Raw genomic sequence first — 24,443 nt, forward strand, 5'->3', positions numbered from 1 at the left:
AAGCTCGGAGACCTGCTTCTCACGGTCTGCTGCTTTACTTAATGATTAGTAGGCCTGGTTACTGAAGAATCCCCGAATGACGGTGCGTAAGACGATCTTGAGATCCATCGAGAACGATCGGTGACGCAGGTAATACAGGTCGTATTCGACGCGCCCCGCCATCTTTTCCAGCGCGTCCGTTTCGCCCCGATAGCCGTTGATCTGAGCCCAGCCGGTGATGCCCGGCTTGATCCGGTAGCGGTCGAGATAGCCCTGTATCAGCGGTCCGTAAAGATCGTCGTGTTCGAGCGCGTGAGGGCGAGGGCCGACAATCGACATTTCGCCTCGCAGCACATTGATGAACTGCGGAATCTCGTCGAGACTGGTACGGCGCAAAAAGCGGCCCACCTTCGTGATGCGGCTGTCGTTGCGGGTTGCCTGATGAAGAACGCCCCGCTCCTGCGCATGAAGCCGCATCGAACGGAATTTGTAGATTGAAAATGGCTGCCCCTTCAGGCCTTTGCGACGTTGCCTGAAAAATACCGGTCCCGGCGATGACAGCTTGATTGCCACCGCGATCACGACGAATAGCGGCGAGAGAGCGATCAGCGCGACCAGTGCAAAAGCCCTGTCGAAGATTTCCTTGCCGGTCATCGCCTTGTCGGAAATGGCCGATGGACAAAGACTGATCGACGGGATGTCGAGGGCGTCGACCGACTGGATACCCGCGTATAGACCCAGCGGCATGAAGTCGGGCATCAACCGTATTTCGACCAGCGTGCTCCTGAGCGTTTCTATGCAATGCGCCGTCACCGCATGCGCCGACAACGGCAATGCGAGCCATACTTCGTGAATGCCGCCGGACTTCACCAATTGCGCGAGATGAGAGAGCGCCGGCTTGACGTGTTCGCCGCTGACCGCGTCGCCGGCGTTCAGCTCGACTACATCGGCGACACGGAAATCCTGGCGATTATCGGAACCGACTTTCGCAACGATCTGACGGAAATAGTCACCGTTGCCGACCACGACGACGTTGCGCGCGCGCAGCCCCGCCGTACGCAGCAAGGGGCGCATCGCATGCGCGGTGAAGTGCCACGCGGCGAGCAGGACGGCGCCGATGCCGGTCCAGCACGCAAGCCAGTTCGCCAATGCGGCATCCGGCCGGTGAATGAAGGCCAGCAGCAGCAGTCCGGCGAGTTGCACGGCCAGCCACGCCGGCAACACGCGTGTGCAGAAGCGATAGATCGGACGCATCGGCGAGGCGGCGCGAACCTGGACTGTCGGCAACAATGCCGTTGACGCCATCAGGATTACGATGATGAACAACAACCGAAGAGGACTGATTTCACCGTCCCGCGCGGGCGCGATGTGGGAGGCGATGGCGGCCGCGAGCGCAATGCACGCGCAATTGGCCACGCGTGAGACAAGTTGTTGCATGAGGATCTCCACGAAGCTGGAACTAAACGTCTCGCTATCTCTCGCTGACTACGACGTGGGATGGCGCGCGCGCTTGATGGCAACCGGCTCCGACGAACCGTTATCGGCCAGTTGCTTGCGCTCGACGCTCCTGTACTGGGTGGGCGACATCGACAGCCGCTGACGAAACAGCTTGGCGAGCCGGTCGCCGCTACCCAGTCCCGTACGGCGCGCGATCTTGTCGGCGGGCAGGTCGGTATCCACCAGCATGTGGCAGGCTTTTTCGAGGCGAACGCGCAGGACGAACTCGGACGGCGTGACGCCGATCTCCTGCTTGAACCGGCGCAGGAAATTGCGTTCGCTCATCGCGACAGCCTGCGCGGCTTTCGCAATCGATACGCGGTGTTCGCTGTTGGCCCGCAACTGATGCGCTGACGTACGAATGAGGTCACTGGCACGCGACTCCGGGGAATCGAGTACCGCGTGAGTGAACCGCTTCGGCATCACGCGCAGCAGCGCGTCTGCCACTTCACGAGCTGTCTCATGGCCGCAATCGCGCGTGACGACGGACAGTGCGCTGACCAGTGCGCAAGCGGCATCGGCGTCGATACCCGTCGCGCCATTTGCATGCGCTTCACCCTGCGGCAAGGAACTGGAATCCGCTTCTCGCAACTCGCCATCCTTGGGTTCGAGGTCGGCCATCTCCAGAGCGCTCTGGCCCGCGCCGATTCCATGAACCACCTGTGCATGAGGGTAGGTGTGACGCAACCACGAGAGTAGCCGCTCCTCTTTTTCGATGAGCGGGGCCACGCCGCCGAGCGCGAAAAGCGCATCGACGTTTCTCGCATAATGGACGTCGACCGCGTCAGTCCAGATCAGCACGCCGGAGGACGAACGAATGGCACCCCCTCCCGAGGATATGAGTCGCAACTCGTAATAGTGGTGTGGCGCATTTCTCGAATGACGAAAGCGATTCGCGAGACTGAATGTCTCCGCGAGGCGTCCCATATGAATCAGCGAAAATCCCTCGAACAAAAGGATCGCGATTTGTTTGCGGCGACGAGTCGATCCAATGCTTCCACCCATGATGAATAAATGGCTTTTACTGGGTATATCAGTCGCACATTCCATACTGCTGGCCCCCCGGCACTAACAGCGATATCAGGTTTTCTGCGGTGCATCATATTCGCGAGGGTCGCCGGGTCAGAAGGTGCCGTCCGATTCGACCATGCTGTTGGCGGAATTACTCAAGACACCGGCCAATCGCGGGAATGAGTAAATGGCTTTTACTGGGTATATCAGGTCGCGCATTCCATACTGCTGTCCTCCGGCACTCACAGCGATATCGGGTTTCCGCGGTGCATCATATTCGCGAGGGCCGCCGGGTCAGAAGGCGCCGTCCGATTCGACCATGTTGTTGGCGGAATTGCTCAAGACACCGGCCCATCGCCGGGAATAGAGAGCTTTGCCTCGCGCGGATGGTCTTTTGTCCCGTTCTTGAACATTTGTCGAATCTTTAGTGTTGAAAATTTTTTTCGACAATCGCGAATGGATTTCAAAAATGCATAATGCTTATGTGATTCGAAAAACCAGCGCGTTATAAGACGGAAGATCTGTCGCGCAAGATTGCAGATGCGATAAGTCCCGTCGCGCATTCCGGTGCGATAACCGGCAATCGGCAACGACGGAAGCCGTCGCGAGTGCATCTGGACACTGTTGCGAAACGGGTTAAAGAGAGGCTTTAGGCGCGTCCGGAAAATCGAGGCGCAAGCCAAGGGCAGGAAGGTTTTGTGAACGTCGGTTTATGCGCCCGGACGATGCGGTGTTGCTCAGCCGGTATTCGGTGGGGGTGGTCGCCAGGTACTTTCTGAACAACTTCGACAATTGACTCCCGTTGCCGATTCCGCAGAGCCTCGCGATCTTGTCGATAGGCAAACGCGACTCGACCAGCATTCGGCAACTCAGGTTCAGCCGCGAGCGCAGTAGGTAGTCGGAAGGTGTCATACCGATCTCGTTCTTGAAGCGGCGCAGGAAATTGCGCTCGCTCATGGCGGCGAGACGCGCCGCTTCATCGATCGAAATGGGACGGTCGACGTTCGCATCCAGCCAGCGCGCCGATGCCATGATTTTCTCGCTGACCTGCGAGGCTTTGCCGCTTGCCATAAAAGAGCTGAAAGGGGTTCGCGGCTGCGGGAGGACAGACTCGGCGACCAGGCCGGCGAGTTCGGGACTGAGGTCGTGCTCGACGATGTGCAATGCCGTACGCACCACCGCCGGCGCCCTTTTTCGTGCCGGAGCGGATTGCCGCTCCGGCAACCCGCCGTCGCTGTCGGGAAGCGACCAGTAGCGGGTAGACAGGCCGGCGGCTTCCAGGAGCAGTCGACCCTCTTCGACAGGGTGAACGAGCTTGCTGAATTGATGCCGATGGCGAAGCCAATTGCGCAAACGCTCGTCACGGCAAGCCTGCTGTACGCCCGCGCCTCCTGCGATGAACATCAGGTGGGTATCGTTCGTGCCTCGGTGTGAGTCGATGTCGTCGGTCCAGACGAAGACTGAGGACGAACTTGCGATGCGCCCCCCTTCCGACGAAAGCAGCGATATGTCATAGCGTGCGCGGGCCGATCCCTGTGATACCGCGAGCGCGTTTGCCTTTGAAAATATCTCGATCAGCACCGCAACTTCCGGCAGTTCGAAGCCATTGAACAGCACGATATCGACGCGAGTCGTGGCGCCTGGCCGCATGCGAGTGGCGGCGTTGAACCGCGATCCTGATGGCGAGGTGTGTGTCGGTTCCATTGCCTTTTTCACCTGATCTTTTTGGCCGGCAAAACCTCTTCAAGGATTGTCGTTTTCTTAATTGTTAAATGTTAAACAAACAATGACTGCGTCGATACTAAATGGCGGAATTGACCAGGAAATTGTCACATTCGGACACTGGATCGGCGGGGGAGCGCACAGTCACGAAAACTGTTTCATGGGCCCGGGTCGAACCCGTTACGGTGAATTTTCGGAAGCTGGGACGGGCGATATGATGATCGGCGCTAGGCTGGGGAGCCCGTGGATCGACTTGTGAGGAAAAGGAAATTCGCTTTTATCCGAGGCGCGATCGCTTTCATCTGCGCCGATGTCATTGCGCGGCTACTGCTCGATGAGTCCGATGACGGAAAAGATCTTGATCACCGTACCGCGCCTTGGCTGATTGACACCTTGTTGTTGCATGAAGATTTGCACGGCACGCATGCGCTCGTCCCACGAAAGTTTCCGATACGCACAAATGTTGTAAGTGATGCCCTGCTGTAAATCTCTAACAAAATTATCGACGCTGGGTAACTGCACTATTCCCTCCAATGCGGCACTTGATCCTTCCAACTCAACGTGGACACTGTTGCGAAACGAGTTAAAGAGAGGCTTTAAGGGCGTCCAGCAAGTTAAGGCGCAAGCCGAAGACAGGAAGGCTTCGTGAACGTGCACATAGCGTTCGTAACGAATCTCGAGGCGTTGAAATGAATGAAGCCACGCAATCGAATGGCCCGGTGTCGATTTGCGCCCCGCATACTGGCGATTGCGTGGTACTCGCGTTGACGGCGGCGAGTGGTAACACCAGGCCGAAAAGTTAGCGAGCCCGAAAAATCAATTTCGCAACAGCTTCTGATCCGCCTCATCCAGAGTCAGGCCGCTGGCCGTGACGGATAGAGATAGCCTCCGTCTCCTGTTCACGAAGAGTGAGGTGTCGATTCCGCAGAATGCTGGGTGAGCAGCGAAGCAGACAGAAAGAGGTCTTCCAGCGTGGCTGCATATTCACTCGATGAATCACGGTCCTGTTCCTGCATCGGATGAAACGCGGCACTGCGTCGGACCGCTCGCCGCACGCGCTCCAATTCGCGGACGGTAGGCGACGTTTTCGCGAGCAGTACCGCAATTAAAGTCTGGCACGCGAGAAGTTGCATTTGCATTCGTTGAATATCATCCATGACATTTTCATCCATTACCCTGTCTTCCTTGAGTACTCGTGTGGGTATAAGCAGTATTCTTCTTCGCCCCAAGTTTCGCATAAACAGAAAAAAGTGTTAGCGGCCTCCATGAACTGGCGGCGATGAAGATCGAACCAATTGCTGGCGATCCGCTGATCGACGCGCAAAGGACGCAAAGCCCGCCATGTAAGGAATTCGCATGCATGAGCGGTCTGCAACGCGTGATCGATTCGCTCGATTTCCCGTTCAATGAAGTACTTGATGCCACGCGATGTGGCGGAACAGATCATGCTTTTGGCGGTTCAACCCAGGACAGGCAGGGACGTAATGGAGAATTACGCGTGGATGCGAATGCTCATAAAAAAAACCTGCCGCCCGGGGGGAGCGGCAGGCTGAAAGATCGAGGGGGTGAATTGCTCGAGAGAAGCGCCCCTCGAAAGGCCAAGGCGAAATGTACTCATTCAGGTACAGGTCGTAGCCGCGAGCGGCGGATTGGAGCACGTTATTGACCGATGAGGACATGAAAGAGGGTGAGTGTCGCGTCGATTACGTTAATAGATTCCGGATTGGACACGGTCATTACGTCAAGCGTCCTCGATCGCGACGTGACTTCGGTTGTTCCTAGATGCCAAGAAACTGCGACATCGCGCGAACGGCATGCGACGTCGAGTTCAGCAATTCCGCCGACTTCATCAGGTCATCGCGCATCGCTTCGTTGCCGTTCCTGAAGAAGCGGCTCGGACCGGTGAGCACCATCGCGCCCACCGCGCGTCCCGACGGCGCGCTGAGCCGGGTGCCTACCGCGCAGATGCCGATCACGTTCTCGTTCTCGTTGGTGGCCCAGCCGCGTTGCCGTACCTGTTCAAGCTCGGCATAAAGCGCCGCGCGCTCGCGGATGGTGAATTCGGTGCGTGCGGCAAAGGGCTCGGGGCCGAGCAGCAGATCACGTTGCTCCGGCGTGCGATCGCTCAGCAAGATCTTGCCGGAGACCGACGCGTGCAGCGGCGCGCTGACGTTGGTGTCGAAATACGGCGCCACGCTGTAGTTGCCCGCAACCGAGTCCACCGTGACCCGATGGTTGCCCATGAAAGCGATCAGCAGCACCGACGGCCCGTGACGCTCCTGCAACTCGCGCATCAGCGGAGCGGTGTCGCGCCGCAACCGGTTCAACGGATGTTCGAGCGGCAGCGGGCAAGCGGCCCGCGGCGTCGGGCAGTAGAGCGAGCCTTCTCTATACACGTAGCCCGCCTGATCGAGCGATTGCAGCAGGCGATGGCACGTGCTGGCGGCCAGCCCGACGCTGTCCGCGATCTCCTGCAGGCTGAGCGGGCGCGCGGCTTCGTGCAGACGGGACAGCACGTTCAATCCTCGCGCGAGCGCGCCCGATTCCGTCTCGCGTCGTTCGGCGACGCCTTCCATGCTGGGAATGGACGCCATGACTAGCGGGATCCGGCGAGGGCAGGCAGGCGCTGCGGGTATGCAGCGTACATCACGAAACCGGCTGGGAAGAATTGCATATATGAATTGCTTGGTTGGTGAGCCTGGGGACGGCCCATACAATAAAACGGAATTTTTCTTCCGAAATATTGTACAGGCAGCACAGTTTGTGAAATAGCCCCGGCATCGGGAATAAGGACGCCTCTCTCTCCCTTGATTAAAAAGAAGCACTGATGTCGACACGTAGAGAATTTCTGATCGGAGCCGGCGCGATGGTCGGCGGGAGCCTAGTCGGCGATTTCGCCTGGGGCGCGTCGTCCACCACGCTCGTCGCGAATACGTTGCCGGAGCCGGCCGGGCTCGCGGCCGGATCGACGCCGGCCAATCCGACCAACGTGGTGTCCAGCAATCTGTTCGATGGGCTGGTCACCTATGACGAAGCGTTCCGTCCGGTGCCGCAGCTCGCCACCTCGTGGACCGAGTCGGCCGATCGCCGCGCGATTACGTTCAGGCTGCGCCGCGACGTGAAGTGGCATGACGGTACGCCGTTCACGTCGGCGGACGTGCAGTACTCGATCATGGAAGTGTCGAAGAAAGTGCATCCGATCGCGCGGCCCACGTTCGCGCAGATCGTCGCGGTGGACACGCCCGATCCGTACACCGCGGTGTTCCGGCTCGCGCAGCCGTCGCCGGTGATCTGGTCGTATCTCGACACGTCCTCGGCATTCATCTTCCCGAAGCATCTGTACGCAGGCACCGATCCGCTGACCAATCCGTACAACGCGAAGCCGGTCGGTACGGGCGGCTTCATCTTCAAGGAATGGAACCGCGGCAACTACATTCGCCTCGTGAAGAACCCCGACTACTGGGACAAGGGCAAGCCGCGCGTCGACGAGCTGATCTTCCGCATCATTCCGGATGCGAGCGCGCGCAGTATCGCGTTGCAGAACGGCAGCGTGCAGTACGCGCCGCTCACGCCGGTCTCGCTCGTCGAGGCGCGCCGGCTCGAGCAGAACCCGAACCTCGTTCTCGATACGAAAGGCTGGCGCTCGAACGCACCGATGTTCTTCATGGACTTCAATCTGCGGCAGAAGCGCTTTCAGGACGCGCGGGTGCGGCAGGCGATCGCCCACGCGATCAACCTGAAGCTGCTGGCGAAGACCGTGTTCTACGACTTCGCGACGCCCGCGACGGGCCCGGTGCCCAGCTACCAGACCCGCTTCTATACGGCCGATACGCCGCAGTATCCGTACGACCCGCGCAAAGCGGAGGCATTGCTTGATGCCGCCGGTTTTCCGCGCGGCAGCGACGGCGTGCGCCTGCGCTTCAATCACCTGAACCATACCTACGGCGAAGATTTCCAGCGCGCCGGGCAGTTCATCCAGCAGCAACTCAAGCGCATCGGCGTCGAGGTCACGCTCGTCAACTACGATCTGCCGACCTATCTGCGCAAGATCTATACGGAACACGACTTCGACACGATGAACGTGTTCTACGCGGCGTTCGCCGATCCGCAGATCGGCGTGATTCGCCGCTTCTGGTCGAAGAACATCATCAGCGGCGCGCCGTGGAGCAACGGCTCCGGCTATGCGTCGCCCGAGATGGATCGCGTGATCGAGGCGATCCAGACCGAGCAGGATCCGGACAGGCGCACGCAGGCGATTCACCAGATGCAGGTGATCGCGCAACGCGATCTGCCGTCGATCTCGCTCGCGGAACTGAAGTTCTTCCGCATCTATTCGCGCAGCCTGCGGAACGTCAATACGACACCGATCGGCGTCTACGCGTCGCTCGACGACGTGACCATCGGCGCCGCCGGCCATGGCTGATGTATCGATGCCTGCCCGCTGGCCGGCGTCCCGCAAACGCCGCTGGGCATTCCCATATCCGCTGCGCCGGCTGCTGCAGGCGTTGCCGCTCGTCGTCGCGATCGCGGTGCTGAACTTCTTCTGGCTGCGCCTCGCGCCAGGCGATCTGGCCGACGTGATGGCGGGCGAGGCAGGCGCCGCGACGCCCGAGTATCTCGCCGCGCTGCGCCATCAGTTCGGCACGGATCAGCCGCTCGCGCTGCAGTTTTTCGCTTACCTCGACCGCATGGCTCACCTCGATCTGGGCTGGTCGTTCCGCTACAACGAGTCCGTGCTGCGGCTGATTCTCGAACGCCTGCCGGCCACGGCGCTGCTGATGGTGGGCGCGCTCGCGATCGCGCTGCTGTTCGGCTGTCTCGCCGGGATAGTGGCGGCGGTGTCGCGCCGGCGCTCGATCGACATCGCGATCTCGAGCCTCGCGACGCTCGGTTTCGCGACGCCGCTGTTCTGGCTGGGGCTGATGCTGATGGTGCTGTTCTCCGCGCATCTGCACTGGTTGCCGGCCGGCGGCATCACCACGCCGGGAGTGGTCGCGACCGGCTGGACCCACGTCGGCGACATCGCGGCGCACATGGCGCTGCCGGTGTTCTGCCTCGCCGCGTATTACCTCGCGATCTACGCGAGGCTGATGCGCGCGTCCGTGCTGGAGGTAGCCGGTCTCGACTTCGTCCGTACCGCGCGCGCGAAAGGCCTGTCGCGGGCCGCGACGATCCGCGCGCACGTCGTGCCGAACGCGCTGCTGCCGATCGTCACGATGACCGCCTTGCAGTTCGGCACGCTGTTCAGCGGCTCGGTGGCGATCGAGACGGTGTTCAGCTGGCCCGGGCTCGGCCAGCTCGCGCTCGATGCCGTCGCGTCGCGCGACCTGAACCTGCTGCTCGGCATCCTGCTGTTCAGTTCCGTGCTCGTGCTCATCGTCAATCTGGCGATGGACCTCGCCTACGGATGGTTCGACCCACGCATCGAGGCGCAGCGATGAGCGACCTCGTGCTTACGGCGCAATCCACGCGCCTGTGGCGGCGTGTCGCGCAGTCGCCGAGCCTGAGCGTCGGCGTGCTGCTGCTCGCCGCGATCTGCGTGCTCGCGATCGGTGCGCCGTACTTCACCCATAACGACCCGCTCGACATGGTCGGCACGCCGTTCACGTGGCCGCGAACGGACCCGGCGTTTCCGCTCGGCACCGACATGATGGGGCGCGACATGTTCAGCGGCATTGCGTACGGTGCGCGCGTGTCGCTCGAAATCGGCGTCGCGGCCGGCTTGCTGGCCACGCTCGGCGGGCTGCTGATCGGCGCGGTGGCCGGCTTCTACGGCGGCCTCGTCGATGACGTGCTGATGCGCGTCGCCGAGCTGTTCCAGACGATGCCCGCGCTGCTCTTCACGATCGTGCTGGTGGTCGTCGTGCAGCCGAGCGTGATGACGATCGTGCTCGGCGTGGCGTTGACGAACTGGCCGCAGGTCGCGCGACTCGTGCGGGCCGATGCGCTGCGCGTCGGCCGCGCCGAATTCGTGCAGGCCGCGACCGTGATCGGCATGAGCCGGCCGCGCATCGTGCTCACGCACGTGCTGCCGAACGTGGCGACGTCGGCCATCGTAATGATGTCGATTCTCGCGGGCAACGCGATCCTGACCGAAGCCGTGCTGTCGTTCCTCGGCCTCGGCGATCCGAACGTGATCACGTGGGGCAGCATGATCGGCTCGGGCCGCGAGGCGCTGCAGACCGCGTGGTACATGACGGCGCTGCCGGGCTGCGCGGTGCTCGTCACGGTGCTGAGCCTGAACCTGATCGGCAACGGCCTGAACGATCTCGCGAATCCGCATCGCAGGAGGACGCTGTGAGCGGCGCCCCTCTTCTCGAAGTCGAGCAACTGGACATCGCCTTCACCGGCGGTCATGGCCGGACGCCGGCCAGGGCGGTCGATGGATTGTCGTTCGAGATCCGCGCGGGCGAGACGCTCGCGCTCGTCGGCGAATCGGGCTGCGGCAAATCCACGACGGCGCTCGCGCTGATGGGGCTGCTCGATACGCGTGCCGCGCACGTCGAGGCCGCGCGGCTACGGTTCGCCGGCACCGATCTGCTGCATCTGCCCGAAGCGTCGTGGCAGGGTTTGCGCGGCGGCAGCATCGGCATGATCTTCCAGGATCCGCTCGCCGCGTTGAATCCGGTGCGCACGATCGGCCGCCAGATCGGCGAGGCGTTGAAGCTGCATCGCGGCCTGTCCGGGCGCGCCGCGCGCAACGAAACGCTCGAGCTGTTGCGCGAGGTCGGCATTCCGGAACCCGCGCGCCGCATCGACGACTATCCGCACCGGCTGTCGGGCGGGATGCGTCAGCGCGTCGTGATCGCGATGGCGCTGGCGGGTCAGCCTCGCTTGCTGATCGCCGACGAGCCCACCACCGCGCTCGACGTGACGATCCAGGCGCAGATTCTCGCGCTGCTCGCGCGGCTGCAGCAGCAGACCGGCATGGCGCTGCTGCTGATCACGCACGACCTCGGCATCGTCGGTCAGCTTGCCCACCGCGTTGCCGTGATGTACGCGGGCCGCAAGGTCGAGGAACGTCCGGCCGCCGAACTGTTCGACGATCCGGGGCACCCGTACACGCAACGTCTGTTGCAGGCGCGACCGCTGCGCGGCGGCGCGCGGGCGCGGCTCGCCGAGATACCCGGCGCCGTGCCGGCCCCGGGCGCGGTGGCGCGCGGCTGCGCCTTCGCGCCGCGCTGCGCGTTCGCGCAGGCGGTCTGCCGCGAAGCGGTGCCGGCATGGCGGCCGATCGGCGAGGGCGGGGTGGGCTGTGTTGTCGATCTGCGGGCTGGGGCCCTCATCGGTCAGGACAGGGGGAGCCATGCTGCTTGAAGTCGAGCGCCTGAGCGTGCGCTATACGACCCGGCGCGGCGTGCTGAGCGCCGTCGATGGGTTGTCGCTGCAATTGCGGCGCGGCGAGACGCTCGGGCTCGTGGGCGAGTCCGGCTGCGGCAAGAGTTCGCTCGGCAAGGCGATCGTCGGCCTGATCGAGCCCGCCGGCGGAACCGTGCGGCTCGACGGCCAGGACCTCGGTGCGCTCTCGCATCGCCAACGCCTGCCCTGGCGCAGGCGCATGCAGATGGTCTTCCAGGATCCGCTGAGCGCGCTCGATCCGCGCAAGACCGTGCGCCGGAGCCTGACGCTGCCGCTCGACGTCCACCGGATCGGCACGTCCGCCGAGCGGCGCGAGCGCGTCGATGCGCTGCTGCACCAGGTGGGCCTCGCCGCCACGCTTGCCGGACGGATGCCGCATGAGCTGTCGGGCGGCCAGCGTCAGCGCGTCAATATCGCCCGCGCGTTGAGCGTCGACCCCGACGTGCTGATTTGCGACGAGCCCGTGTCGGCGCTCGACGTTTCGTTGCAGGCCCAGGTGCTGAATCTGCTGTCCGATCTGCGGCGCGAGCGCGGTATCGCCTGCCTGTTCATCAGTCACGATCTCGCGGCGGTCGGGTATCTGGCCGATCGCATCGCCGTGATGTATCTCGGCCAGATCGTCGAGATCCTGCCGCGCGAAGCGCTCTGGCGGAACGCGGCGCACCCGTACACACAGTTGCTGATCGACTCGCTTCCAGCGCGCGGCGCGCGGCTTGCCGCGCCGTCGTCGGCCGAGTTGCCCGATCCGTATGCGCCGCCGCGCGGTTGCCGGTTCCAGCAGCGTTGCCCGCACGCGAAGCCCGTGTGCGGCGAGCGGCCGCCGGAACCGGTCGCGCTCGGCGGCTCGCATGCGGTGGCCTGTCATCTGTACGGCCGCGACGCGTCGGCGCATGCGTCGAACATTTCGAGGCCGGTGCCGATCGTGTCGGTGCACGACGCCTGACGGCGCTCCCTTCAATTTCTATCCGGTGTCTTATGTCGATTCCGTCTCCCGCTCAGTTCCCTGATAGCCCGCTGTCGCAAGCGCTGGCCCAGCCGTTGTTGCTCGGGCTGTTTCTGCCGATCCAGAGCGGCGGCTGGTCGATGTCGACGCTGCCGCGCACTACCGACTGGAGCTTCGATTACAACGCGCGCCTCACGCGCAAGGCCGAGGACCTCGGCTTCGATCTCGTGTTCGGCCTCGCGCAGTGGCTCGGCAAGGACGGCCACGGCGGCGTGCTGCGCTACCGGCGCGAATCGCTCGATTCGTTCATCACGATCGCGTCGCTCGCGTCGATCACGCATCGCATCCTGCTGATCTCGACGCTGCACATCCTGTACGGCAACTGGCACCCGCTGCATCTCGCGAAATTCGGCGCGACGCTCGACCATATTTCGGGCGGCCGCTGGGGGCTGAACATGGTGACCGGCCATTCGATCGACGAAGCCGAGATGTTCGGTCGCGACGGTCATTTCGAACACGACCAGCGCTACGAGATGGCGAGCGAGTTCGTCGATCTGATGGAACGGCTCTGGTCGCTCGACGACAACCTGACGTTCGACGGCAAGTGGTACCGCACGCGCAACGCGTTCGTGTCGCCGAAGCCGCGCTATGGCCGTCCCGTGCTCGTCAACGCGACGAGCTCGCCGGCCGGCATCGACTACGCGGCGAAACACTCGGACCTGATCTTCATCACGAGCTCGGCCGGCGCGCAGATCGAGGCGGCGCTCGACGTGCTGCCGGCGCACACGGCCCAGGTGCGGGCGGCGGCGCAGTCGCACGGCCGGCAGGTGCGCACGCTGATCAATCCGACCATCGTCTGCCGGCCGACCGAGCACGAGGCGCGCGCGTATCACGACGCGATCCTGTCGCATGCCGATTTCGGCGCGGTCGACGGCTTTACCGGACGTCGCAGCGACGCCCGGGCCTGGAAGGGCCATCAGCGCGAGCAGCGGGTGCTCGGCGGCAACATCCAGATCATCGGTTCGCCTGAGCATGTCGTCGACGATCTGCTGCGCCTGAAAGCGGCCGGCATCGATGGCGTGCAACTGACCTTCTACGATTTCGAGCCCGATCTCGCGTACTTCGGCGAGGCGGTGCTGCCGCTGCTGGAACAGGCCGGTCTGCGGGTGCGGGCGCAGCCCGCGGCGTAGTGGCGGCGCGGACGCAACAGACACATACGAGATAAAACGAATTCAACCGGTTCACAAGGAGTCTTGCCGATGGGAACGATCGATTCGAAACTGGCCGCCGATCCCGGCCTCACTATCGCACAGCCGCAATCCGCGGCGCTGCGCGAGCTCGTCGCGGCGATTGCGGCCGGCGCGGCGGCACGCGAGCGTGGGGAAGGCGATGCGCGCGACGCGATCGCGCTGGCACGTGCCGCGCGCCTCGGCGTATTCCGCGTGCCGAAGCACGAAGGCGGCGCGGGCGCGACGTTGCCGCAGCTCTTCGAGCTGGTGCTCGATCTGGCGGAGGCCGACTCGAACATTCCGCACATCCTGCGCAACCATTTTGCGTTCGTCGAAAAGGCGTTGCGTGCGCGTCAACTGCCGCAGTACCAGCGCTGGACCGAACTCGTGCGGGCGGGCGAGCTGTTTGGCCTCGGCGCGAGCGAGCTCGGCACGCAGAACATCGGCGACGGCGACGGCAATACGCGCCTCGAGCCGGCTGGCGGCGGCTACCGGTTGACGGGCACCAAGTACTACAGCACCGGCAACCTGTACTTCGATCACATCATCGTCAATGCGAAGACTCCGGATGGCCGTTTCGTCGGCGCGCGCGTGTCGGTGCGGCAGCCCGGTGTGGACGTGCGCGACGACTGGGACGGCATCGGGCAGCGCCAGACCGCGAGCGGCACCACGGTCTTCAGCAACGTCGAGGTCGCGGCGGAAGACGTGCTGGTGTACGCGGACGAAGCGAAGCTCCCGCAGCAGGCCACCTTCGCGCAGCTCTACCTGACGACGATCATCGCCGGCATCCTGCGCCGCATCGCGAAGGACGCGGTGCAACTGGTGCGGCGGCGCGAACGCAACTACTACCACGCGGTGGCGCCGCGCCCGGCCGACGATCCGCTGCTGCAGGAAACGGTGGGCGAGTTGCAGAGCGCGGCGTTCGTCGCCGAGGCCGCGGTGCTGAACGCGGCGGCGGTGCTGGGCGAAGCGTTCGACAGCGCGATCGCCGGCAAGCCCGACGATGCGCTGTTCGTGGATGCGGCACTGCGCAGCGCCAAGGCGAAGGTCGTGATCGACCAGCTCGCGTTGCAGGGCGCCACGCGGATCTTCGACGTGGGCGGCGCGTCCGCCGCCAGGCAGGCGGCGCAACTCGACCGCCACTGGCGCAACATCCGCACGATTGCCTCGCATAACCCGGGGCTCTACAAGGCGCGCGTGCTCGGCAACCATGCGCTGAACGGCGTGCCGCTGCCGACCGCCGCCTTTTTCTGAGCGATTGCCGCACCGCTTGCTGCCCGCGCGGCCGCAGGCGGATTTTCGAGATTCGTTACTTCCCCGACACCCGACGATGAGTCAATCCAACGTTCCGCTTATTGCTCCTGCCGCGTTGCGCGCGGTGCTTGCCGCCCGCGACGAGCTCGCGATCCTCGACGTGCGCGAAGAAGGCGTATCCGCGCGCCGCCGGCTGTTCTATTCGTCCATCGCGCCGGTCGGGCGGCTCGGCCTCGTGGTCGGGCAGATCGTGCCGCGCCGCGCGACGCCGATCGTGCTCGTCGACGAAGCCGGCGAATACACGCCGCGCGCCGCCGCGCTGCTGGCCCGCTTCGGCTATACGAACGTGTCGATTCTCGAAGGCGGCGTCGCGGGCTGGGAGGCGGCCGGCTTCGAGGTATTCAGCGGAACCAACGTGCCCGGCAAGGCGTTCGGCGAGGTGATCGAGCATCGGTTGCACACCCCCAATATCGATGCGCGGACGCTCAAGCGCCTGCAGGACGCGGGCGAGGACCTCGTGGTACTCGACAGCCGCCCGTTTGCCGAATACCAGACGATGAACATTCCGGGCGGCGTCGAATGCGCCGGTGCCGAGCTCGTCTACCGCGCGCTGGCGGCCGCGCCGTCGCCCGATACGCTGATCGTCGTCAACTGCGCGGGGCGCACGCGCAGCATTCTCGGCGCGCAATCGCTCGTCAATGCCGGCATCCCCAATCCGGTCGCCGCGCTGACCGGCGGTTCGATGTCGTGGCTGCTGGCCGGGCTCGAACTCGAGCGCGGTCGGATCCGCACGGCCCCGCGTCCCGATGAGACCGTGCTCGCCGGCGCGCGCACGCTCGCACAGCGCGCGGCGGCCAGGGCGGGTGTCGTCGAGATCGACCGCGCGACGCTCGCGCGCTTCGAAAGCGAAGCGGCGACGCATACGCTGTACCGCTTCGACGTGCGCAGTCCGCTGGAATACGAAGCGGGCCACCGCGCCGGCTGGCGTTCGGCGCCCGGCGGCCAGCTCGTGCAGGCGACCGACGAGTACGTCGGCACGCTGCACGCGCGGGTCGTGCTCGGCGACGACGATGGCGTACGGGCACGCATGACCGCGTCGTGGCTCGTGCAGCTCGGTTATCTGCAGGTGTTCGTGCTGACCGACGACGACGCTTCCGTCGTTTTCGAAGCGGGCCCCGAGCCGCGCGACGTGCTGCGCATCCCGGGCCGCACGCGATGGATCGAAGCGGACCAGCTTGCGCGCGCGCTCGACGCGGGCAGCGCGCAGGTGGTGGACGTGGACAGCAGCCTCGCGTTTCGCCGCGCGCATATCGCCGGCGCGCGCTTCATTGCCGCGAGCGCGTTGCAGGATCTGCTCGCGCGCATCGACGATCCGGCGCGCCAACTCGTGCTGACGTCGAGCGACGGCGTGCTGGCCGGCCTGCTCGCCGACGCGTTGCGCGAGTTGGGCGAGCGGCACGCGAACGTCGCGGCGCTGCTCGGCGGCACCGCGCGCTGGCTCGCGCTCGGCCTGCCGCAGGCCGCGGGCGACGACGGCAATCTGACCGGCGACGACGATGCGTGGTACAGCCCTTACCACTACCCGCCGGGCGAGGCCGCGCAGCAGATGGAGTCGTACCTCGCGTGGGAACTGCAACTGGTGGCGCAGCTCGAGCGCGACGGCATCGCGTCGATCGACGTGATCGACTTCGACACCGCCAACCGCGCGCGCAGCGCCGAATGGCTCGCGACGTTGCGGAGCACGGTGTGAGCGCGATTCGCAGATTGCATCTGAATACGAACGTCACCGGCACGGGTCGTCATCCCGCGGGCTGGCGCACGCTCGACAACCCGAAGTCGATCGTCGACCTCGGCTTCTTCACCGCGATCGCGCGGATCGCCGAGCGCGGCAAGCTCGACGCCGTGTTTCTGTCCGACGCGCTGGCGCTGCGCGGCCACGCGCACGGACCGGCGCAATCGCTCGAGCCGACGGTGCTGCTCACCGCGCTCGCCGGCGTGACGCAGCACGTCGGGCTGATCGGCACCGCATCGACGACGTTCAACGATCCGTTCAACCTCGCGCGCCGCTTCGCGTCGGTGGACCATCTGAGCGCCGGCCGGGTCGCGTGGAATGCGGTGACGACGTACGACCCGCAGGCGGCCGCCAATTTCAGCTTCGGTGAAGCGCCGGACAAGCCGGCGCGTTACGCGCGCGCAGCCGAATTCGTCGATGTCGTGCTGAAGCTGTGGGATAGCTGGGAAGACGATGCGCTCGTCGCCGATCGCGCGAGCGGCCTCTATGCCGATCCGGCGCGTGTGCATGCCATCGCGCACCACGGGCCGCACTTCCAGGTGCGCGGGCCGCTGAACCTGCCGCGCAGTCCGCAAGGCCGGCCGGTGCTGGTGCAGGCCGGGGGATCGGAAGCGGGCGTCGCGCTCGCCGCGCGCGACGCCGATGCGGTGTTCACCGCGCAGACCACCTTCGAGGGCGCGCAGGCGTTCTACCGCGACATCAAGGCGCGCGCCGTCGCTCACGGTCGCGATCCGGATCATCTGCTGGTCCTGCCTGGTCTTTATCCGGTGATCGGCGGCACGCTCGCCGAAGCGCGCCGCCGCAAGGCCGGGATGGATGCGCTGCTCGACCGCGGTGCCGAGCTCGCGAAGTTCGCCGGCGCGCTCGGCGTCGCGCCCGCCGACCTGCGCCTCGATGAGCCGTTGCCGTATGACCTGATCGACAGCGGCGCGCGTTCCGACGTCTCCGGCGGATTCATCCGCTCGACCGTGCTGCTCGCCCGCGGCGAGAACCTGACGGTGCGCGATCTGCTCGATCGCAATCCGGGCGCGCACCGGATGCTGGTGGGCACGCCGGAGACCATCGCGGACGACATCGAGCGCTGGTTCACCGGCCGCGCGGCGGATGGCTTCAACCTGAATGCCGATGTGTTTCCGTCGGGGCTCGCGGATTTCGTCGATCACGTCGTGCCGCTGTTGCAGCGCAAGGGCATTTTCCGCCGCGACTACGAAGGCACGACGCTGCGCGAACACTATGGTCTGCCACGGCCGCCGAGCCGCTATGCCGATGCGCAAGCGGGCATCGTCGCGGCCGATGCGGTCTCCTGAAGGAGTGAGTATGTCTACACGTGAATCCACTTTTGCGGTGACGCCCGCGCCGGCTGCCGGCGCGACCTCATGGCGACGCCTCGCGCTGCGCGAACCGCTGCTGCGTTCCGTCGTGCCGGTACTGCTGATCGTGCTGTGGCAGTTGGCCTCGTCGTTGGGCGTCGCAAGCGAATTCGTGCTGCCGTCGCCCGCGTCCGTGCTCGCCGCGTATCGCGAGCTCTGGCAATCGGGCGATCTGCAGGATGCGCTGAAGGTGTCGCTCGCGCGTGCGGCGCTGGGCCTCCTGATCGGCGGCGGCGCGGGGCTGCTGCTGGGCGTGGCCTCGGGCCTGAGCAAAGCCGCCGAACGCGGCTTCGACAGCATGCTGCAGATGCTGCGCACCATCCCGTTCATTGCGCTCGTGCCGATCTTCGTCGTGTGGTTCGGCATCGGCGAAGTGTCGAAGGTCGCGCTGATCGTCGGCGCGGCGATTTCGCCGATGTATCTGAGCACCTGGCACGCGATACGCGGCATCGACCCCAAGCTGCTGGAACTCGGGCGCACGTTTCGCCTGACGCGCGCGCAGCAGATCCGCCTCATCATCCTGCCGATGTCGTTGCCCGGCATACTCGTCGGCGTTCGCTACGCGGCGGCGATCTCGCTGCTGGCGCTGGTGGCGGCGGAGCAGATCAACGCAAGCGCAGGCATCGGCTACATCCTGAACAACGCCAACCAGTTCCAGCGCACCGACATCATCATCGCGGGCATCCTCGTCTATGCGGCGCTGGGCATCAGCGTCGACGCGCTGCTGCGCTATATCGAGCGCAAGGCGCTCGCCTGGCGAGGCGCGCATGTCTGAGCTCGCATACCCAACGGATCAGGAGACGGCGCCCGTCGTCGCGAGCCTGGCGCGCGTCGGCAAGCGCTACGGCGAGAACACCGTGCTCGATCAGGTCGACTTCACGGTGCGCAAGGGCGAGGTGGTTGCGCTCGTCGGACCGTCCGGCACCGGCAAGACCACGCTGCTGCGACTGCTTGCCGGACTCGAATCGGCGACGAGCGGCCGCGCGGAAGTGTCGGCGAATACCTCGGTGGTGTTCCAGGAACCGCGCCTGATCGGCGCGCTGCGGGTGTGGGCGAACGTGCTGCTGGACGACGCGCACAAGCCCGATGCGAAGGCGCGGGCGCGTACCGCGCTGCAGGACGTCGGTCTCGAAGACAAGCTGTCGAGCTGGCCCGTCAGTCTCTCGGGCGGGCAGGCGCAGCGCGTGGCCGTGGCTCGCGCGCTGTATCGGCGGCCCGACCTGATGCTGCTCGACGAGCCGTTCAGCGCGCTGGACGCGTTCACGCGGCGAAGCATCCAGAGCCTCGTGCTGAAGCTGTGGGACCACTACCGGTTCGGCGTCGTGATCGTCACGCACGACCTCGACGAGGCGCTGATACTCGCCGACCGTATCGTGATTCTCTCCAAAGGCAGGATCTGCCACGAAACGCAGGTCGATTTGCCGCGCGAGCGTGACGTGACCTCGCCCGAATTCAATGCGCTGAAGCGGGATCTGCTCCGACAGTTCTCGCTCAGTGTGTCCTGACTTTTTCCATTCATCACCAGGATTGCCATGTTTGCCATGTCGCTCAAGAAATCGCTCTACGCCGGCGTTGCCGCATTGCTTGCGAGCTTCACGCTCACCGTCCCGGGCACGGCTCACGCCCAAAGCCAGCAGGTCGATCTGAAGAACACGAAGCTCGTGATCGCCTACCAGGACCCCGCATTTCCCGCGTTGATCCGCAAGTCGGGCGTGGTGAACGGGACGCCGTACCAGATCGAATGGGTGCTGCTGACCGGGCCGGCCGCCAATCTGTCGGCACTGTACGCGGGCCGGATCGACCTCGGTCACATGGGCGACACGTCGCTGACGATCGAGCAGGCCAACGCGCGCACCGACTGGACGAAGGACTCGACGCCGCTGCGCATCGTCGCGGGCTGGCGCAACGCGTATTCGAAGGACTATCCGCCGGAGATCACGGCGCTGCGCACGAGCGCGGGCATCACCAGCGTTCAGGCCATCAAGGGGCACAAGTTCGGCTACAACTACGGCGGCTACAACCATGCGCAATATCTGGCGACGCTGGTCAAGGCCGGGTTGAGCGAGAAAGACGTGCAGCCGATCAAGTTCGCGGACGGCGCGACGTCCGCGGCGGGTTTCAACGCGGGGCAGGTCGACGTCTATGCGGGCGCGCTCGGCCCGGTCCTGCCGACGATCAGGTCGGGCGCCGGCCATCTTCTGCTGAACGACCGCGACACGCAGATTCCGGCGCTCAACGTTTGGGCGACGACTTCGGCCGACCTGAAAGACCCCGCCAAAGTGGCGGCGCTGCAGGATTTCTTTTCCCGCATGTCGGGTTACTGGTCCTGGCACGATGCGCACAAGGATGAGGTGATCGGCATCCTCAAGGACACGCTGAAGATCTCCGATGAACGCGCGGCGTTCGAGTATCAGGTGCGCAGCGGCAGCTTCGTCAAGTTCGATAGCGGGCTGATCGGTCAGGAGCAGAACATCGCCGACATCCTGTACGACGGACACGCGATCCGCAAGAAAGTGAAGGTCGACGTCGAATACGATCCGCGCTTCAATGCGGCGCAGAAAGCGATCTGGCCGATTCCGTCGAAAGACTGATCCGCCGCCGTTGCAATTCCGGGCATGGAACCACTGGCACTAGACGTTGACGAAGCGTCGTTCGAGCCAACGCGTGAACAGTGAGATCGGATAGCAGTACGCGAAGAAGATCACCAGTGTCGCCAGGTAAGTGAGAACCGTGAAGCTGGACCTGGCGACGGTGCTGCTGGCGATCTGCGCGGTATCGATCAGATCGTGCACGCCGACCAGCGACGACAACGCCGTGCCCATCGTGATGATCGCGTAGACGTTCATCCATGGCGGCAGCATGCGGCGCACGCATTGCGGCAGCACGATATGCAGCAGAATCTGCGCGTGCGAAAACGCCAGCGAGCCCGCTGCTTCCCACTGGGTGGTCGGAATCGATGCCACCGCGCCGCGAAACACTTCGGCAATGTTCGCGCTGGCGGGAAGCGCCAGCGCGAGCGTCACCTTCAGCCAGTCGGGAAACGGCAGTGTCGTGCCGAATACGCTGAATTCGAATGGAAAGACGTAAGTGGTGAAATACACCAGAACCAGCCACGGCGCGTTGCGAAAGGCCTGAACCCAGATTCTCGCGAGGCGTCCCGGCCACGAAGGCGCAAGTCCGAGCGCGCCAATCAGCAGACCGAGGACCGAGCCCGTCGCGATCGCGCCGAGGCTGATGAGAACGTTCAACGCGAAACCGTGCGCGAGCGCAGGCGTCCATTCGACGAAGCGCGCGAGCGTTTCGCCGCGCGAGCCCGAGTCGGGTGAAAACACCCACAACAGCGCACCGGCGATCAGCACACCGAACGCGGCGGCCACGCCTGGCGTAAGTACTTTTGCGCGCGTGCCTTCGTCGCGAAGACGAGCGAGGTTGGAGGCAGCGGAGTCGAGCGATCTATACGCCATAGCCGGGAATCCACAAACGTTTTTCGAGCCAACGTCCCGCGCGGCTGGCGAGCCATGTCAGCACGCCAAAGAACAGCAGGATCAGCACCATCAGCGCAAGCACGTTGTCGCGCTGTGTCCAGATCATGATCGACTGGTAGGTGATGTCACCCACTGCAATCGCGGAAGCCAGCGCGGTCGCCTTCACGAGTTCGACGAAGTTGTTGACGAGCGCTGGCAGGGCGGTGCGAAATGCGAGCGGCAATTCGATGCGCCAGAAGCGCGTCGCGCGATCGAAGCCGAGCGACGCCGCGCCTTCGAGCGTTTGCACGGGCAATGCGTCGAAGCCGGCGCGTAGTGCCTCCGCGTGGAATGCGCCCTTATGTAGCGACAAAACCAGCACGACCCAGAAGAACGGCTTGAACGGGTTGTCGAGATGGCTCTCGCGCAGCCATTGCGTGATCAGCATGTTCAGCACGAGGAACGCGCAGTACAACTGCACGAGCGTCGGCGTGTTGCGTGTCAGCTCGATGAACGCGCGCGCCGCGCCGGTAATCCACGGATTGCGGTGACGCAACGCGAGCAGCAGCAACAGGCCGGCGAGCGCGCTGCCGAGCATCGTCGCGATGACCAGTTCGACGCTGACCGCGATGCCTTGCACGAAGGGCACGCGCTCGTAGGCATCGAGCAGAAAGCGATAGTCGAGCCCGGCGTGCGCGGCCGTATCGATCAGCGCATGGAACGAGGCGGCCATGTTCATTGCACGGTGGGCAATTGCCGGTGCCACTCGGCCAGCGCCGGAGACGGCGGCGTCAGACCGTTTCTGGCCTCGTCATCGATCAGCCAGCCGGTGCGATGCCAGTCGCGCACGATCGCATCGAGCTTCGCGGCCGTGTCCTTTTCGCCTTGCCGCACCCAGATCACCGACGGCGCCGGTTCGAGTTCCGGCTGCAGCGTGCGGTAGTCGCGCCATTCGGGATCATGCTGTTGCAGCGGATAAAGCAGCGGTGCGGCGTCGTGAACGGCCGCGATGCAACTGCCGCCGCGCAGCGCCAGCAGCGATTGCGATGCACCCGGGAATGCGCGCGGCACGGCGCCGTACTTCTCGACGACGGGCCGGATATAGCTGCTGCCTTGCGAAATGCAGACGGGCTTGCCGCGCAGGTCTTCCCACTTCGTGATGCCACTCGATTTCGGCGTAATGGCGGTCCCGCCGACGCGATAGTAAGGTGTCGGCACATGGTCGAGAATCTCGCCGCGCTGCGCGTTGTATTCCATGTTCGCGATCAGGATGTCGACCTTGCCCTGCTGCAGGAACTGCACGCGCGTGGACGGCTGGACCGACACCAGTTGAACCTTCACGCCGAGGCGCTTGCCGATGTCGTTCGCAAGGTCGACGTTCATCCCGCGCGGCTGCCGGGTTTGCGGATCGAGCGAGCCGAACGGGCTGCCGCCGATCAGCACGCCGACTGCGATCTCATGGCGTGAATTGATCTTGTCGAGGGTCTGGTCTGCGTACGCCGGTGAGAAGGCCGCGAGGGCCACACCGGCGGCAATGGTCGTGAGTACGATGAAGAACGACGGTCGTTTGGTATATGCCGCTTTGCCTGATTTCATGAGCGATGGGATAGGAGGAGGGGAGGTGTGCGGGGAGGTGTGCGTCTCGCGTCGGCGGAAACGCCACTGCGACGCATACCCTATGCCAAACCCGCCGCGCGGCAAACGAAATGAATCTGCTAAGCAAAGCACACGGACGTTAAAGCGTGTGCTCGCATGCCGTTGCGAGGTTTTCGTTCACATTGCAGATCGCCGAATATCTTTTCGCTTATTCGTTGGTTCGTGATCGCTGGGGTGCTTCCTAGAATGGTTGGCTGCAAAGCGGGACGAGTGCGAAGTGTGCTTTTGTGCCCGCGGCTTTGCTTGGACGACAGGACGCCCGATGACTGAACTGATTCTCCCGGACCGCGCGGCACGTGTCGGTCTCGCACCCGATGCGGCTGCCACGGCGCGCGCGAGCAATGACGCAGGCGCGGTCACCCGTTCAACTAGTGATGCCGCACTGCTGTCATTGCGCGACGTGCGGCTTTCATACGGCAGCACGGCCGTGCTCAACGGCATCGATCTGTCGGTGAGGCGCGGCCAGGCCGTTTCGATCATCGGTCCGTCCGGTTCCGGCAAGTCGACGATTCTGCGCTGTATCAACGGTTTGATCGCGCCGCAAAGCGGCGAGATCACCGTCGACGGCATCGACGTGCGCGCGCAGAAGACGGATGCCCAGCGTATCGCGTTGCGCAAGCGGATCGGTTTCGTGTTTCAGCAATACAACCTGTTTCCGCATCTGAGCGTGCTCGAGAACCTGAGCATCGCGCCGATGCGGGTGCTGGGCCGCAGCCGCGCGGAGGCGGAAAGCGACGCTCACGCGCTGCTCGCCAAGGTGCGTCTCGCCGACAAGGCTAAAGCCTATCCGGGCGCGCTGTCCGGCGGGCAGCAACAGCGCGTCGCGATCGCGCGCACGCTGGCGATGCGGCCCGACCTGATCCTGTTCGACGAAGTCACGTCGGCGCTCGATCCCGAGACGGTCGGCGAAGTGCTGAACGTGATCGGCGAACTGGCCGACGAAGGGCAGACCTGCGTGCTCGTCACACATGAAATGCGCTTTGCGGAAGACATCAGCGACGAAGTGTTTTTCACGGAAGGCGGCGTGATCGTCGAGCACGGCAGCGCGCGGCAACTGTTCGGCAACCCCGTCCACGAGCGAACCCGGCTTTTTCTACAACGCGCCCGCGGCGAAGACCGCGCGAGCCGCGCGGCGCGCTCCGCATAGCGCTGCGCCGTTACCTCATG

23 protein-coding genes and 1 pseudogene are annotated in these 24,443 nt (G+C 64.4%); 14 read left to right on the forward strand and 10 right to left on the reverse strand.

Annotation, left to right across the window (positions count from 1 at the left end):
* Nucleotides 1–45 precede the first annotated feature (45 nt).
* The 6 genes and pseudogenes from QM685_RS25435 to QM685_RS25460 form a co-directional block, all read right to left on the reverse strand.
* A complete protein-coding gene (locus tag QM685_RS25435) occupies nt 46–1,416 on the reverse strand; it encodes an undecaprenyl-phosphate glucose phosphotransferase (protein WP_415120592.1) in 1,371 nt (456 codons plus the stop codon).
* A 48-nt stretch (nt 1,417–1,464) separates the two neighbouring features.
* A complete protein-coding gene (locus tag QM685_RS25440; protein WP_415120594.1) occupies nt 1,465–2,481 on the reverse strand; it encodes a GlxA family transcriptional regulator in 1,017 nt (338 codons plus the stop codon).
* Between the two features lie 642 nt (nt 2,482–3,123).
* Entirely contained in the window at nt 3,124–4,191 is a 1,068-nt protein-coding gene (locus tag QM685_RS25445; protein ID WP_415120596.1) for a GlxA family transcriptional regulator, read from the reverse strand.
* Between the two features lie 342 nt (nt 4,192–4,533).
* Nucleotides 4,534–4,731 (reverse strand): hypothetical protein, encoded by a 198-nt coding sequence (locus QM685_RS25450; RefSeq protein WP_415120598.1) that lies wholly within the window; start codon nt 4,729–4,731, stop codon nt 4,534–4,536.
* Between the two features lie 96 nt (nt 4,732–4,827).
* Nucleotides 4,828–4,920: pseudogene (locus QM685_RS25455) on the reverse strand (IS5/IS1182 family transposase); the annotation flags it as partial.
* Between the two features lie 188 nt (nt 4,921–5,108).
* Complete coding sequence (locus tag QM685_RS25460) at nt 5,109–5,381, reverse strand: hypothetical protein (protein WP_415120600.1); 273 nt, start codon at nt 5,379–5,381, stop codon at nt 5,109–5,111.
* A 107-nt stretch (nt 5,382–5,488) separates the two neighbouring features.
* Between QM685_RS25460 and QM685_RS25465 the strand changes: the two genes are divergently transcribed.
* A complete protein-coding gene (locus QM685_RS25465) occupies nt 5,489–5,875 on the forward strand; it encodes a hypothetical protein (protein ID WP_415120602.1) in 387 nt (128 codons plus the stop codon).
* Nucleotides 5,876–5,987: 112 nt separating this feature from the next.
* On the opposite strand, the gene QM685_RS25470 is transcribed toward QM685_RS25465, so the two are convergent.
* Complete coding sequence (locus QM685_RS25470) at nt 5,988–6,803, reverse strand: IclR family transcriptional regulator (RefSeq protein ID WP_415120604.1); 816 nt, start codon at nt 6,801–6,803, stop codon at nt 5,988–5,990.
* Between the two features lie 233 nt (nt 6,804–7,036).
* Between QM685_RS25470 and QM685_RS25475 the strand changes: the two genes are divergently transcribed.
* From QM685_RS25475 to QM685_RS25530, 12 genes are all read left to right on the forward strand, one after another.
* A complete protein-coding gene (locus tag QM685_RS25475) occupies nt 7,037–8,632 on the forward strand; it encodes an ABC transporter substrate-binding protein (RefSeq protein WP_415120606.1) in 1,596 nt (531 codons plus the stop codon).
* The gene (locus QM685_RS25480; protein WP_415120608.1) at nt 8,625–9,650 is read left to right on the forward strand and encodes an ABC transporter permease; all 1,026 of its coding nucleotides are present in this window, start codon (nt 8,625–8,627) and stop codon (nt 9,648–9,650) included. The genes QM685_RS25475 and QM685_RS25480 overlap by 8 nt, the downstream gene beginning before the upstream one ends.
* Complete coding sequence (locus QM685_RS25485) at nt 9,647–10,510, forward strand: ABC transporter permease (RefSeq protein ID WP_415120610.1); 864 nt, start codon at nt 9,647–9,649, stop codon at nt 10,508–10,510. The genes QM685_RS25480 and QM685_RS25485 overlap by 4 nt, the downstream gene beginning before the upstream one ends.
* Nucleotides 10,507–11,526 carry an ABC transporter ATP-binding protein gene (locus QM685_RS25490; RefSeq protein WP_415120612.1) on the forward strand — a complete coding sequence of 340 codons (1,020 nt, stop codon included), beginning with the start codon at nt 10,507–10,509 and terminating at the stop codon, nt 11,524–11,526. The genes QM685_RS25485 and QM685_RS25490 overlap by 4 nt, the downstream gene beginning before the upstream one ends.
* Nucleotides 11,516–12,511 (forward strand): ABC transporter ATP-binding protein, encoded by a 996-nt coding sequence (locus tag QM685_RS25495; RefSeq protein ID WP_415120614.1) that lies wholly within the window; start codon nt 11,516–11,518, stop codon nt 12,509–12,511. The genes QM685_RS25490 and QM685_RS25495 overlap by 11 nt, the downstream gene beginning before the upstream one ends.
* Nucleotides 12,512–12,543: 32 nt before the next feature.
* Complete coding sequence (locus tag QM685_RS25500; RefSeq protein WP_415120616.1) at nt 12,544–13,701, forward strand: LLM class flavin-dependent oxidoreductase; 1,158 nt, start codon at nt 12,544–12,546, stop codon at nt 13,699–13,701.
* A gap of 69 nt (nt 13,702–13,770) precedes the next feature.
* Nucleotides 13,771–14,994 (forward strand): acyl-CoA dehydrogenase, encoded by a 1,224-nt coding sequence (locus tag QM685_RS25505; RefSeq protein ID WP_415120617.1) that lies wholly within the window; start codon nt 13,771–13,773, stop codon nt 14,992–14,994.
* Between the two features lie 76 nt (nt 14,995–15,070).
* Nucleotides 15,071–16,744 (forward strand): rhodanese-like domain-containing protein, encoded by a 1,674-nt coding sequence (locus QM685_RS25510; protein WP_415120619.1) that lies wholly within the window; start codon nt 15,071–15,073, stop codon nt 16,742–16,744.
* Nucleotides 16,714–18,093 (forward strand): LLM class flavin-dependent oxidoreductase, encoded by a 1,380-nt coding sequence (locus tag QM685_RS25515; RefSeq protein ID WP_415120621.1) that lies wholly within the window; start codon nt 16,714–16,716, stop codon nt 18,091–18,093. Before QM685_RS25510 ends, QM685_RS25515 begins: the two co-directional genes overlap by 31 nt.
* Before the next feature lie 10 nt (nt 18,094–18,103).
* Complete coding sequence (locus tag QM685_RS25520; RefSeq protein WP_415120623.1) at nt 18,104–18,931, forward strand: ABC transporter permease; 828 nt, start codon at nt 18,104–18,106, stop codon at nt 18,929–18,931.
* Nucleotides 18,924–19,661, forward strand: coding sequence for an ABC transporter ATP-binding protein (locus QM685_RS25525; protein ID WP_415120625.1), 738 nt, complete (start codon nt 18,924–18,926; stop codon nt 19,659–19,661). Before QM685_RS25520 ends, QM685_RS25525 begins: the two co-directional genes overlap by 8 nt.
* A gap of 36 nt (nt 19,662–19,697) precedes the next feature.
* Nucleotides 19,698–20,747, forward strand: coding sequence for an ABC transporter substrate-binding protein (locus tag QM685_RS25530; RefSeq protein WP_415120627.1), 1,050 nt, complete (start codon nt 19,698–19,700; stop codon nt 20,745–20,747).
* A gap of 39 nt (nt 20,748–20,786) precedes the next feature.
* On the opposite strand, the gene QM685_RS25535 is transcribed toward QM685_RS25530, so the two are convergent.
* From QM685_RS25535 to QM685_RS25545, 3 genes are read right to left on the reverse strand one after another with little or no spacing between them, the layout of a single operon-like run.
* On the reverse strand, nt 20,787–21,620 hold the full coding sequence (locus tag QM685_RS25535) for an amino acid ABC transporter permease (RefSeq protein ID WP_415120629.1): 834 nt from the start codon (nt 21,618–21,620) through the stop codon (nt 20,787–20,789).
* On the reverse strand, nt 21,610–22,353 hold the full coding sequence (locus QM685_RS25540; RefSeq protein WP_415120631.1) for an amino acid ABC transporter permease: 744 nt from the start codon (nt 22,351–22,353) through the stop codon (nt 21,610–21,612). The genes QM685_RS25535 and QM685_RS25540 overlap by 11 nt, the downstream gene beginning before the upstream one ends.
* Nucleotides 22,354–22,355: 2 nt before the next feature.
* Nucleotides 22,356–23,216 (reverse strand): transporter substrate-binding domain-containing protein, encoded by an 861-nt coding sequence (locus QM685_RS25545; RefSeq protein ID WP_415120633.1) that lies wholly within the window; start codon nt 23,214–23,216, stop codon nt 22,356–22,358.
* A 322-nt stretch (nt 23,217–23,538) separates the two neighbouring features.
* Here QM685_RS25545 and QM685_RS25550 point away from each other — a divergent pair, with 322 nt between their 5' ends.
* Entirely contained in the window at nt 23,539–24,423 is an 885-nt protein-coding gene (locus QM685_RS25550) for an amino acid ABC transporter ATP-binding protein (protein ID WP_415120635.1), read from the forward strand.
* The last annotated feature ends 20 nt before the right edge of the window (nt 24,424–24,443 follow it).

The organism is Paraburkholderia sp., assembly GCF_047605525.1.
Taxonomy (GTDB): domain Bacteria; phylum Pseudomonadota; class Gammaproteobacteria; order Burkholderiales; family Burkholderiaceae; genus Paraburkholderia.

What these genes read in the sequence shown, in the direction of transcription:
- QM685_RS25435 (WP_415120592.1), bottom strand. Translation starts at nt 1,416, where the DNA reads ATGCAACAACTTGTCTCACGCGTGGCCAATTGCGCGTGCATTGCGCTC.
- QM685_RS25440 (WP_415120594.1), bottom strand. Translation starts at nt 2,481, where the DNA reads ATGGGTGGAAGCATTGGATCGACTCGTCGCCGCAAACAAATCGCGATC.
- QM685_RS25445 (WP_415120596.1), bottom strand. Translation starts at nt 4,191, where the DNA reads ATGGAACCGACACACACCTCGCCATCAGGATCGCGGTTCAACGCCGCC.
- QM685_RS25460 (WP_415120600.1), bottom strand. Translation starts at nt 5,381, where the DNA reads ATGGATGAAAATGTCATGGATGATATTCAACGAATGCAAATGCAACTT.
- QM685_RS25465 (WP_415120602.1), top strand. Translation starts at nt 5,489, where the DNA reads ATGAAGATCGAACCAATTGCTGGCGATCCGCTGATCGACGCGCAAAGG.
- QM685_RS25470 (WP_415120604.1), bottom strand. Translation starts at nt 6,803, where the DNA reads ATGGCGTCCATTCCCAGCATGGAAGGCGTCGCCGAACGACGCGAGACG.
- QM685_RS25475 (WP_415120606.1), top strand. Translation starts at nt 7,037, where the DNA reads ATGTCGACACGTAGAGAATTTCTGATCGGAGCCGGCGCGATGGTCGGC.
- QM685_RS25480 (WP_415120608.1), top strand. Translation starts at nt 8,625, where the DNA reads ATGGCTGATGTATCGATGCCTGCCCGCTGGCCGGCGTCCCGCAAACGC.
- QM685_RS25485 (WP_415120610.1), top strand. Translation starts at nt 9,647, where the DNA reads ATGAGCGACCTCGTGCTTACGGCGCAATCCACGCGCCTGTGGCGGCGT.
- QM685_RS25495 (WP_415120614.1), top strand. Translation starts at nt 11,516, where the DNA reads ATGCTGCTTGAAGTCGAGCGCCTGAGCGTGCGCTATACGACCCGGCGC.
- QM685_RS25500 (WP_415120616.1), top strand. Translation starts at nt 12,544, where the DNA reads ATGTCGATTCCGTCTCCCGCTCAGTTCCCTGATAGCCCGCTGTCGCAA.
- QM685_RS25505 (WP_415120617.1), top strand. Translation starts at nt 13,771, where the DNA reads ATGGGAACGATCGATTCGAAACTGGCCGCCGATCCCGGCCTCACTATC.
- QM685_RS25510 (WP_415120619.1), top strand. Translation starts at nt 15,071, where the DNA reads ATGAGTCAATCCAACGTTCCGCTTATTGCTCCTGCCGCGTTGCGCGCG.
- QM685_RS25515 (WP_415120621.1), top strand. Translation starts at nt 16,714, where the DNA reads ATGGCTCGCGACGTTGCGGAGCACGGTGTGAGCGCGATTCGCAGATTG.
- QM685_RS25520 (WP_415120623.1), top strand. Translation starts at nt 18,104, where the DNA reads ATGTCTACACGTGAATCCACTTTTGCGGTGACGCCCGCGCCGGCTGCC.
- QM685_RS25525 (WP_415120625.1), top strand. Translation starts at nt 18,924, where the DNA reads ATGTCTGAGCTCGCATACCCAACGGATCAGGAGACGGCGCCCGTCGTC.
- QM685_RS25530 (WP_415120627.1), top strand. Translation starts at nt 19,698, where the DNA reads ATGTCGCTCAAGAAATCGCTCTACGCCGGCGTTGCCGCATTGCTTGCG.
- QM685_RS25535 (WP_415120629.1), bottom strand. Translation starts at nt 21,620, where the DNA reads ATGGCGTATAGATCGCTCGACTCCGCTGCCTCCAACCTCGCTCGTCTT.
- QM685_RS25540 (WP_415120631.1), bottom strand. Translation starts at nt 22,353, where the DNA reads ATGGCCGCCTCGTTCCATGCGCTGATCGATACGGCCGCGCACGCCGGG.
- QM685_RS25545 (WP_415120633.1), bottom strand. Translation starts at nt 23,216, where the DNA reads ATGAAATCAGGCAAAGCGGCATATACCAAACGACCGTCGTTCTTCATC.
- QM685_RS25550 (WP_415120635.1), top strand. Translation starts at nt 23,539, where the DNA reads ATGACTGAACTGATTCTCCCGGACCGCGCGGCACGTGTCGGTCTCGCA.